Below are 10,159 nucleotides of genomic sequence, written 5' to 3'. Positions count from 1 at the left end.
ATCAGACCTTCCGCTACCCCGAAACCGCCGTTAACCCGAGTTCGGTGCCCTGGCCATGGCCGCGGGCCCCTTGCGGCGCCCGGGTCGCCCCGGGTAATGTCCGACCCGCGCGGGCGTAGTTCAGTGGTAGAACGACAGCTTCCCAAGCTGTATGTCGTGGGTTCGATTCCCATCGCCCGCTCCAATTTCGCGAACAACGACAATCGCTTGGTCGGCCGGTCCAGGGTTGCGGGCGCCCTCGCGGCCGGGGCGCGCCGCCTTGTCACCAGCGGACGAAGGAGCGCGCCGCGGCCCAGCTCGCGACCGTCACGACCAGGATTCCCAACGGATACCAGGCGGCGACGAAGAGCGGCGAGTCGTCCGGGCAGTGGCTGGCATAGAGGAACGCGCCGAGGCCGCCGCCCAGCAGGCCGGCGAAGACACCGGCGAGGTCCGGCCGGCTCGGTGCGCCCTTTCTCAGGAACAGGAGGACGGCGGCGAGGATGGGGGCCGACAGCAGCGGAATGCAGAGCAGGCAGGCCACGGCGTTCTCGCCGATCAGCCGGGTCCGCCAGGCGGAGGCGTCGACCACGGCGAGCTCGACCAGCACGCCGACCGCGAGCAGCACGGGTGCGGCCAGCACGGCCAGGGTGGCGCGCCCGGGCTGCCCGTCCGGGCGAGCGAGGCGCCCGACGATCGGCACCGCGGCGAGCGCGAGCGCGAGCGCGACGATCAGCTTGAAATCGAACCGCGGCTGAAAAAGCGCGGTGGAGAGGTCGCGCGGCTCCAGCGTGACGGCATAGAGAAGCAGAGACCCGGCGAGCCCTAGTCCCAGCGCACCGGCCAGCGCGCCGGGCCCGAACCGCTCCCGCGTGTCGCGATCGGCCACCAGGGCCTGGATGAGGTCGTCGGTCTTCATGATGCGCCCGCCGTCCTGTTGAGCGATTTGAGGGCGCGGTGGAGCGCGACACGCACCGCGACCGCCGTCATCGACAGCTTCGCCGCGGCCTCGCCGATCGACAGCCCGTCGATCGCGATCGCCTGGATGACCTGCTTCTGACCGGGCGGCAGGGCATCGAGTCGCCGCTCGACATCGCGCTCGAGGGCCGGGCGAGCCGGCTCGTCGGCCACCAGAACGTCACCGAACTCGTCGATCGACACGTCCTTGCCGCGTCCGCGCGGAAGCCGGAGCAGGTCGATCAGCTTGTGTCGCGCGATCGCGCGGATCCACGGTCCGATCGGCCGCGTCTCGTCCCAAGTGTGCCGCTTCAGATGAAGCGCGAGCAACGTGTCCTGTACGATGTCCTCCGCATCGGCTGCCGACCGGCCGGAGCGAACGAGCTCACGCCGGATGATCTGCCTCAGCCAGTCGGCGACGTTCCGCAGAAGTCGCGTATAGGCGACGGCATCGCCGCGCGACGCCGCTCTCATGGCCTCGGCCAGCTCGTGCTCGCTGCGGTCCACGCGCATGTTCATAGTCCTCTTCGGCGCCGTCGGGCCGATGTTACGTCGGGTCGGAATTAATCTTCGCCGCCCGGCGCGGCGGGGTGCCTAGGTACTACACCCGATCCCGTGCGACCAGTAACATCGCCGGCCTCCCGCCGAAGAACAGAATGGACGACGCCAGCTCTCGCCGGTCTCCGATCGAACGAGGGCGACCCCCGGCCGCGCCGCCCGCAGATTCAAACGCGGAGGCAGACATGATCTCGATCCTCGTGCCACGCCGGCATCGGCTGCAACTCGGGCTCGCCGCGGCGATGTCCATCGCCTTGGCTGGCACGGCGCTTGCTCAACAAGGTGGCGGAATGCCGGCGCCCGGTCCGATGCCGCCGGCCCCCATGGCAGCAGCCCCGATGGCCCCGATGGCTCCGATCGACCGCGCGAAGATCCTCACCGACCTCGGCGTCTTCGGGGACTTCGCGGTCTACAAGCTGCGACCCGAATACGCGATGCTGCCGGCCGCCGATCGCAAGGCCGCCGCGGCCGAGGTTCTCGCCGTCGTCGAGAAGCACAAGGACAAGGTGATCGTCGACGCCTACCTGACCCGCGGCTTCGACGCCAAGAGCGACTATTTCCTGCGCGTGCACGCCTACGATCTCGCCGCCGCGCAGAAGTTCCTCACCGACTTCCGCGCCACCAAGTTCGGCTCCTACTCCGACGTCACCGAGAACCTGGTCGGCATCACCAAGGCGCTCAACTACATCACCAAGCAGAAGTCGGAGACGCTCAACGCCGGGCTGTTCGCGGCCACCTACACGGATCCGGCGCCCCGCTACGCGATCATGATCCCGGTGAAGAAGAACGCCGAGTGGTGGAACATGACGCCCGAGCAGCGGCTGAAGGAGATCGAGGTCCACACGGCGCCGACGCTGCAGTATCTCGTCAACGTCAAGCGCAAGCTCTATCACTCGACCGGCCTCTCCGACACCGACTTCATCACCTACTTCGAGACCAACGATCTCGGTGCGTTCAACAACCTGCTGATCGCGCTCGCCCAGGTTCCGGAGAACAAGTATCACGTCCGCTGGGGCAACCCGACGGTGCTCGGCACGATCCAGTCGATCGACTCGGTCGTGAAGACGCTCTCGGACGCCGATCGCTCCATGTGACCGGACGTGAGCGGCGGCGGGGCTCCGCGGCCGCTCACCCCGGCCTCCGCGCCGTCCGCCGCTCCGTGTTCGCGCGGAGCCCGTGGCCCGATCTCCGTCACCCCCGTCACGATCGCGATCCGACATGCCTCCGACATGTCCGCGAGGTTCCGCCCCGGTCCGGCTCGCCGCCCCCGTCCGCGATCCGCCCCGATTCGATCGCCGGCCTTCCCGCTCGCGTGACGTCGTCGCGCGTGCGTCATCCTGTCAAACTTTTCCGCCGGGAGATTCTCCATGTCGAAGACGACCCGCAGGGATCTGCTGAGATTGGGCGGTGCCGCGTATCTGGGCACGCTGTTCAGCGGCCCGTTCGCGTTGAAGGCTCTGGCCCAGGCGCCAGCGGCATCGCCGCAGACCCAGCACGACTACGCCGGCTGGGAGCAGCTCTACCGCGACAAGTGGAGCTGGGACACGAAGACGCGCGGTGCGCATCTGATCAACTGCACCGGCGCCTGCCCGCACTGGGTCTACACCAAGAACGGCATCGTGGTCCGCGAGGAAGCCTCGAAGGACATGCCGCCGCTCGCCGGCGTCCCCGAATACAATCCGCGCGGCTGCAACAAGGGCGCCTGCGGAACCGACTATCTCTACGGGCCGCACCGGGTGAAGTATCCGCTGATCCGCACCGGCGCGCGCGGCGAGGGCAAGTGGCGCCGCGCGAGCTGGGACGAGGCGCTCGGCATCATCGCCGACAAGATGCTCGACACGATCCGGGACCACGCGGTCGACTGCATCAGCGTCTACACGCCGGTGCCGGCGGTGGCGCCGGTGTCGTTCTCGGCCGGCCATCGCTTCGCCCATCTGATCGGTGCCCACACCCACACCTTCTTCGACTGGTACGGCGACCATCCGACCGGCCAGACGCAGACCTGCGGCGTCCAGGGCGACACCGCCGAGACGGCGGACTGGTTCAACGCCAAGCTGATCCTGCTGTGGGGGTCGAGCCCGGCCGTCACCCGCATCCCCGACGCGCACTTCATCAACGAAGCGGCGCTGAACGGCAGCCGGGTCGTCAGCATCGCGCCCGACTACAACGCGACGACCATCAAGGCCGACACCTGGATCCATCCCAAGCCCGGCACCGACACGGCGCTGGCGCTCGGCTTGGCGCACGTCCTGATGCGCGACAAGCTGGTCGACGTCGCCAACATCAAGGAGCAGACCGACCTTCCCTATCTGATCCGCTCCGACACCAAGAAGTTCCTGCGCGAGGCCGACGTCGTGCAGGGCGGCTCCGCCGCGAAGTTCTACGTGTGGGACACCAAGACCAAGAAGCCGGTGCTCGCCAAGGGGTGCTGGGGCGAGGAGCCGCCCGGCGGCCGCCCGGCCGCGCAGCCGGCCTATCTCGGGCGCAACACGCACACGTTCCCGGACGGCACCATCGCGCTCGGCGAGCTCGACCCGGCGCTCGAGGGCAGCTTCAAGATCACGCTCAAGGACGGCAAGGCGGTCGACGTGAAGCCGGCCTACGCGCTCTATGCCGAGCGCATCATGCGCGACTACACGCCCAAGAAGGTGTCGGAGATCACCGGCGTCGCCGAGAAGGCGATCGTCGATCTCGCCAAGGCCTACGGGACCGTCAAGCCGGCGATGATCATCAGCGGCGGCGGCACCAATCACTGGTACTGGAGCGACATCGAGATCCGGGCCTTCCATCTGCTCTCGTCGCTGACCGGCAACGAGGGCAAGAACGGCGGAGGCGTCAACCACTACATCGGCCAGTGGAAGCCGGTCGCCGTGCCGGGCGTGCTGGCGCTGTCGTTCCCGCAAGGGCCGGCGCGGCATCGCTTCACCCAGACGACGATCTGGACCTACGTGCACGCCGACGCCTACGACTCCATGGAGACGGTGGGCATCGACACCCGCAAGTATCTGCGCGCCAGCCTCGACCAGCGGATGATGCCGATCTATCCGCGCGAGGGCCGCGATCCCAAGGTGTTCATCGTCTATCGCGGCAACTTCCTGAACCAGGCGAAAGGCCAGAAATACGTCCTGCAGAACCTGTGGCCGAAGCTCGACCTGATCGTCAATCTCAACCTGCGCATGGACTCGATGGCGCTCTACTCCGACATCGTGCTGCCGGCCGCGCACTGGTACGAGAAGCTCGACCTGCAGATGACGGAGGAGCACACCTTCGTCCACATGACCGAGCCGGCGATCCCGCCGATGCACGAATCGAAGCACGACTGGGACGTGTTCGCGCTGCTCGCCAAGAAGATGCAGGACCGCGCGGTGGCGCGCGGGATGTCGCGGGTGTTCGACGAGCAGTTCAACGTGTCCCGCGACTTCTCCACCCTCTATGCGCAGCAGACCGACAACGGCAAGCTCGAGAGCGCGTCCCAGGCGGCCCAGTTCATTCTCGACAACGCACCGGCCACCAAGGGCCTCACGCTCGACATGATCCGCGAGCGGCCGCAACGCTTCAAGGCGAACTGGACCTCGCCCATCCGGGAGGGCGTGCCCTACACGCCGTTCCAGTTCTACACCGAAAGCAAGAAGCCGTGGCCGACCCTCACGGGCCGGCAGCAGTTCTACATCGATCACGACTGGTTCATCGAGATGGGCGTCGAGCTGCCCGTCTACAAGGCGCCGATCGACGCCGACGCCTTCCCGCTGCGGTTCAACACGCCGCACAGCCGCCACGCCATCCACTCCACCTTCAAGGACAACGTGCTGATGCTGCGGCTCCAGCGCGGCGGCCCGGTGCTGGAGATGCCGCCCGGCGAGGCGAAGGCGCGGGGATTGCGCGACAACGACTGGGCCGAGGTATGGAACGACCACGGCCGGATGATCTGCCGGGTGAAGATCCACAATCGCGAGCCCGAGGGGCGGGTCACCATGTGCCACACGCCCGAGCTCTACATGGATCTGATCGAGGGCTCGACCCAGAGCGTCTGCCCGATCCGCATCAACCCGACGAGCCTGGTCGGCAACTACGGTCATCTGCTGTTCCGGCCCAACTACTACGGGCCGGGCGGAACCCAGCGCGACGCCCGCGTCCAGGTGCGCCGCTACACGGGTCTCATCCCGAGCTGAGCGGCACGACGCCACGGGACGGCCGCCCTCGGCGGCGCGCCGTCCCCGAACCAGGGTTTCGAGGACGACGATCATGGCCAAGCAGATCACCAAACCGGAAAAGCAACTCTCCTTCGTGGTCGATCTCAACAAGTGCATCGGCTGCCAGACCTGCACGGTCGCCTGCAAGAAGCTGTGGACCAACCAGCGGGGCGAGGATCCGATCTACTGGCGCAATGTCGAGACGCGCCCGGGCAAGGGGTATCCGCGCAACTGGGAGAACGAGGGCGGCGGCTTCAACGCCGCCGGCGAGGTCCAGCGCGGCCGCATGCCGACCGCCGGCGACTACGGCGTGCCGTTCGAGTTCGATTACGAGGCACGGCTGTTCCAGGGAAATCCCGGCCGGGTGCGTCCGCGCCCCGCCGCGACCACGGCGGGCTTCGCGTCCTGGGCCCCGAACTTCGACGAGGACCAGGGCGAAGGCGCCTATCCCAACAACTACTATTTCTACCTGCCGCGCCACTGCAATCACTGCAGCAAGCCCGCATGCCTGGAGGCCTGCCCGAACGACGCGATCTACAAGCGCGCCGCCGACGGCATCGTCCTGGTCGACCAGACCAAGTGCAAGGCGGCGCGCAACTGCGTGCAGGCCTGTCCCTACGACAAGACCTACTTCAACACGGCGACCCAGAAGGCGAGCAAGTGCATCGGCTGCTATCCGCGCATCGAGAAGGGCGTCGCCACGGCGTGCGTCGCCCAGTGCGTCGGCCGCGCCATGCATGTCGGCTTCATGGAGGACACCGCGAGCTCGGTGCACAAGCTCGCCAAGGTGTGGAAGGTGGCGCTGCCGCTCTACGCCGAGCGCGGCACCGGGCCGAACATGTTCTACATCCCGCCGGTCCTCGGTCCGGCGATGGAGGATGCGCAGGGCAATCTCCGCACCGACAAGAAGATCCCGCTCGAGTACCTGGTCAAGCTGTTCGGCGACGACGTGCCGCGCGTGATGACGGTTCTCAACGACGAGCGCGGCAAGCGTCTCGCGAGCCAGCCGTCCGAGCTGATGGACATCATGATCGGCCGGCGCAGCGCCGACATGATGCTGAACCCGCTGACGTGACCACGAACCGGACGAGCCGGATCAGGGCGAAGGCTCCGGAGGAGGAAGAATGAAGAGCATCCTGCCGTTCGGCGTCGCGCTGGCGGTCCTGCTCGTTCCGGGCCTGGCGTCCGGCCAGGAGTTCGAGGGCGTGAGCGTCTGCCGCAAATGCCATATCGATCAGGCCGAGAGCTGGGCGCAGACCGCGCACGCCAAGGCGTTCGAGTCGCTGAAGCCCAAGGTCAAGGCGGCCGCCAAGCAGAAGGGCAAGCTCGACCCGGACAAGGACTACACCACCGACGCGGCCTGCGTCGGTTGCCACACCACCGGCTTCGGCAAGCCGGGCGGCTTCGCGGCGACGACGCCGGCGGCCGAGCACAAGAACCTCGCCGTGGTCGGCTGCGAGTCCTGCCACGGTGCGGGCAGCAAGTTCCGGGTCGAGCACGGCGCTGCGGAAGAGCGTTGGAAGACGGGCAAGGGCGAGACCGCCCGCGACGTCCTGGTCAAGCTCGGCCAGAACTTCGACTACAAGACCGCCTGTGCGACCTGCCACCTCAACTACGAAGGCTCGGGCTTCGCCGGCGCGCACCCGCCGTTCAAGGTGTTCACGCCGGCCCTCGATCCCAAATACGCCTTCGACTACGACAAGGAGGTTCTGCGCTCGGGGGCCGGGACCGGCGTGCACGAGCATTTCAAGCTGAAGAACGTGTTCATGGGCGAGCCGGTGCCCGCCATCCGGGGCCAGCTCCAGGCCGACGCCAAGGATCCCGACTGAGCGACGAGGACAAATCACCATGACGGAAACGTCGCGGTCCGCCGTCGTGCGGAGCAGCATCTACGGAGAGCTGGCGCGCGGCTTCGCCTATCCGGGCGCCGAGCTGCTCGACGACATCGAGGCCGGCGATTTCGGTTTCGATCTGATCGATCTCGTCACCGACGTCCATCCCGATCTGTTCGCGTCACTGACGAGCGTGCGGATGGATCTCGAGACGCGACCGGCCGACCTCGTGACGCTCGAGGGGGATTATCTGGCGACCTTCGAGACCGGTCCGCGCAAGCCGCCGCTCTCGCTCTACGAGGGCAGCTACGTGACGGATCGCCCGCGCGCCGAGCTGCTCCTCGAGATCGACGCCTTCTATCGGCATTTCGGGCTCGTGCCCGGCGAGGCGCCGCGCGACTTCGTCGACACCCTGACGGCCGAGCTCGAGTTCCTCCAGTTCCTGGTCGCCAAGGAGGCGCAGGCGATCGAGCAGGCGCTCGACGCCGATCCCTATCGGCGAGCACAACACGACTTCCTCGACCGCCATCTCGTTCCGTTCCTGACCGCCATGGACGAGGCGTCGGAGGATTGCACCGCGCCCTTCTATCGCGGGCTCGTCCGCTGCACCCACCGCTTCGTCGCGGCGGAGGCGGCCGCGGTGACCCGCCGGCTCGCGGCGTCGGCCGCCTGACGGCGCGAGCGAGCGCCATGGAGTGATCATGTCGGACCCCGAGACCACCACGACGACGCACACGTCTGCCGCCGGCAGGATCAAGGGCTGGCTCGCGTCGCCCGGCTCACGCTGGGCGCTCGCGGGCCTCGTGGTCGTGGGCTTCTTCGGCGGCGTGCTGTTCTGGGGCGCTTTCCACACCGCCGTGGAGGCGACCAACACGCTCGAGTTCTGCACCGGCTGTCACGTGATGCGGGACTTCGTCTACAAGGAGTATGCGACGACCATCCACTATCAGAACCGCACCGGCGTGAAGGCGACCTGCTCCGACTGTCACGTGCCGAAGGAGTGGTTCCCGAAGATGATGCGCAAGGTCCAGGCCACCAACGAGCTGTGGCACTGGATGCTCGGCACCATCGACACCAAGGAGAAGTTCGAGGCCAAGCGGCTGGAGCTCGCCACCCATGTCTGGGACCGGATGAAGCAGACGGACTCGCTCGAATGCCGCAACTGCCACACCCTCCAGTCGATGAACCCGGAGTTCCAGAAGCCGCGGGCCAGAAAGGTCCATCTGGATGCCTTCGGGTCGGGCCAGACCTGCATCGACTGCCACAAGGGCATCGCCCACAACAGCCCGCGCGAGCGCCTGACCACGGCCCAGATCGAGGCGCTGGAGAAGCCGAATCCGGCCTTCATCCGTCCGATCCCGTCGACCTTCGTCGACGGGCTGGCGCGGGTCACGGCGCGCGAGGAGGCGGAGGCGAAGGCGCGCGACGAGGCCGCACGCGCCGCCGAGCAGGCGCTGCGGACCCGCATCGAGGCGGAGCTCGCCCGCAAGGCGAGTGGTGAGTCCGGCGCGACGGCGGTCGACACGTTCGGGGTCGACTGGGCCGCGGTGCCGGCCAAGACCGTGACGCTGTTCTATCCCGGGGTCAGCTCGTTCGAGTGGATCCAGGTGGCGCGCGATCACACCGGCGCCCGCGGCTTCCTGCGCACCGGCGAGCGGTGCAGCGAGTGCCACGGCAAGGAAGCCAAGGATATCGGCAGCAAGCTCGTGTCGGGCGCCAAGAACGAGCCGACGCCGATCCCCGGCAAGCGGCCGTGGATCGACGTCTCGGTCCAGGCGGCCCAGGACGGCACCGACCTCTTTCTCCGCTTCGAGTGGAGCGACACGCCGCACGCGCCCGCGCCGTTCGTCGAGGGCGGCAAGATGGACCCGCAGCACGCGAGCAAGCTGTCGATGATGATCGCCGGCCCGACCGTCGGGCGCGCCGAGCAGGGCGGCTGCTGGGTCACGTGCCATCACGACGCGCGCTCGATGCCGGATGCCGCTCGGGTCGATCCGAAGGGCGCGCCGGGGCTCGTCGCCGATGCGCGTGACGCGTCCATCGCCCAGGGCCTCACCAAGTACTTGGCCGAGTCGCGCGAGCGCATCGATCTGCAGGGCAAGGACGGTCCGCGCGGCGGCGGCATCGCGGTCAAGTCGGCGTCGGACCTCGCGGCACTGCGCGCTGCCGGAACCCGGATGGAGCTGTTGCGCCTGCGCCCCGGTCGTCCGGCCGAGTCCGGCAGTGTCCTGGCCCAGCGTCTGATGGAGGGTGGCGTTCCGGTTGGCGGCAGCATCGCGCAGATCGGCGACCGCTGGGTCGCGACCCTGCGGCGACCGTTGAAGCCCTCGGACGCCGGCGATATCGGCATCGTCCCGGGCGCCGTCTACACGGTCGGCTTCGCCGTGCACGACGACTTCGCCGATGCGCGCTTTCATCACGTGTCCCTGGAGCTGCGGCTGGCCCTCGACGGGACCGTCTCGGAGCTGCCGGTCACCGCGATCGCCCCGCCGCAGCGATGAGGCGCGACGAGCCCCGGAGGGTCTCATGCACGGCACGATGGGTCCGAGCGGCCTTGCGGCGGCGGCGCTGGGCGGATCGTCGGCCCGGCCGCTGGTCGACCCGTTCGGGCGCGCCATCACGTATCTTCGGGTGTCGGTGACG

At 68.1% G+C, this 10,159-nt stretch carries 8 protein-coding genes and 1 tRNA gene; 7 read left to right on the top strand and 2 right to left on the bottom strand.

Features of this window, described 5'->3' with window-relative positions; all coding sequences use genetic code 11:
- The first annotated feature begins 109 nt into the window (after positions 1–109).
- Positions 110–184: transfer RNA gene (locus ACFSOX_RS23320), tRNA-Gly, on the top strand.
- 78 nt (positions 185–262) lie between these two features.
- On the opposite strand, the gene ACFSOX_RS23315 is transcribed toward ACFSOX_RS23320, so the two are convergent.
- Together ACFSOX_RS23315 and ACFSOX_RS23310 are read right to left on the bottom strand one after the other, a co-directional pair.
- Positions 263–898, bottom strand: coding sequence for an NrsF family protein (locus ACFSOX_RS23315; protein ID WP_378480213.1), 636 nt, complete (start codon positions 896–898; stop codon positions 263–265).
- On the bottom strand, positions 895–1,449 hold the full coding sequence (locus tag ACFSOX_RS23310) for a sigma-70 family RNA polymerase sigma factor (protein WP_378480212.1): 555 nt from the start codon (positions 1,447–1,449) through the stop codon (positions 895–897). Before ACFSOX_RS23310 ends, ACFSOX_RS23315 begins: the two co-directional genes overlap by 4 nt.
- A 392-nt stretch (positions 1,450–1,841) precedes the next feature.
- On the opposite strand from ACFSOX_RS23310, the gene ACFSOX_RS23305 reads away from it, so the two are divergent.
- The 6 genes from ACFSOX_RS23305 (at position 1,842) to ACFSOX_RS23280 (ending at position 10,017) form a co-directional block, all read left to right on the top strand.
- Positions 1,842–2,588, top strand: coding sequence for a chlorite dismutase family protein (locus tag ACFSOX_RS23305; RefSeq protein ID WP_378480211.1), 747 nt, complete (start codon positions 1,842–1,844; stop codon positions 2,586–2,588).
- 273 nt (positions 2,589–2,861) lie between these two features.
- Positions 2,862–5,663, top strand: coding sequence for a molybdopterin-dependent oxidoreductase (locus ACFSOX_RS23300; protein ID WP_378480210.1), 2,802 nt, complete (start codon positions 2,862–2,864; stop codon positions 5,661–5,663).
- 73 nt (positions 5,664–5,736) lie between these two features.
- Positions 5,737–6,759: a 4Fe-4S dicluster domain-containing protein gene (locus ACFSOX_RS23295; RefSeq protein WP_378480209.1), complete on the top strand. Its 1,023-nt coding sequence runs from the start codon at positions 5,737–5,739 to the stop codon at positions 6,757–6,759.
- 49 nt (positions 6,760–6,808) lie between these two features.
- The gene (locus ACFSOX_RS23290; protein WP_378480208.1) at positions 6,809–7,513 is read left to right on the top strand and encodes a cytochrome c family protein; all 705 of its coding nucleotides are present in this window, start codon (positions 6,809–6,811) and stop codon (positions 7,511–7,513) included.
- A 19-nt stretch (positions 7,514–7,532) separates the two neighbouring features.
- The gene (locus ACFSOX_RS23285; RefSeq protein ID WP_378480207.1) at positions 7,533–8,189 is read left to right on the top strand and encodes a molecular chaperone TorD family protein; all 657 of its coding nucleotides are present in this window, start codon (positions 7,533–7,535) and stop codon (positions 8,187–8,189) included.
- A 28-nt stretch (positions 8,190–8,217) separates the two neighbouring features.
- Positions 8,218–10,017, top strand: a complete 1,800-nt coding sequence (locus ACFSOX_RS23280; RefSeq protein ID WP_378480206.1) for a NapC/NirT family cytochrome c — start codon at positions 8,218–8,220, stop codon at positions 10,015–10,017.
- The last annotated feature ends 142 nt before the right edge of the window (positions 10,018–10,159 follow it).

This window comes from Rhodoplanes azumiensis (assembly GCF_042682915.1).
GTDB classification, from domain to species: Bacteria; Pseudomonadota; Alphaproteobacteria; order Rhizobiales; family Xanthobacteraceae; genus Rhodoplanes; species Rhodoplanes azumiensis.
The sequence above is the reverse complement of the archived record's forward strand: the minus strand, read 5'-3'. Positions and strand labels throughout refer to the sequence as shown.

Coding starts and splice junctions, on each gene's coding strand:
- ACFSOX_RS23315 (WP_378480213.1), bottom strand. CDS start 898: ATGAAGACCGACGACCTCATCCAGGCCCTGGTGGCCGATCGCGACACG.
- ACFSOX_RS23310 (WP_378480212.1), bottom strand. CDS start 1,449: ATGCGCGTGGACCGCAGCGAGCACGAGCTGGCCGAGGCCATGAGAGCG.
- ACFSOX_RS23305 (WP_378480211.1), top strand. CDS start 1,842: ATGGCTCCGATCGACCGCGCGAAGATCCTCACCGACCTCGGCGTCTTC.
- ACFSOX_RS23300 (WP_378480210.1), top strand. CDS start 2,862: ATGTCGAAGACGACCCGCAGGGATCTGCTGAGATTGGGCGGTGCCGCG.
- ACFSOX_RS23295 (WP_378480209.1), top strand. CDS start 5,737: ATGGCCAAGCAGATCACCAAACCGGAAAAGCAACTCTCCTTCGTGGTC.
- ACFSOX_RS23290 (WP_378480208.1), top strand. CDS start 6,809: ATGAAGAGCATCCTGCCGTTCGGCGTCGCGCTGGCGGTCCTGCTCGTT.
- ACFSOX_RS23285 (WP_378480207.1), top strand. CDS start 7,533: ATGACGGAAACGTCGCGGTCCGCCGTCGTGCGGAGCAGCATCTACGGA.
- ACFSOX_RS23280 (WP_378480206.1), top strand. CDS start 8,218: ATGTCGGACCCCGAGACCACCACGACGACGCACACGTCTGCCGCCGGC.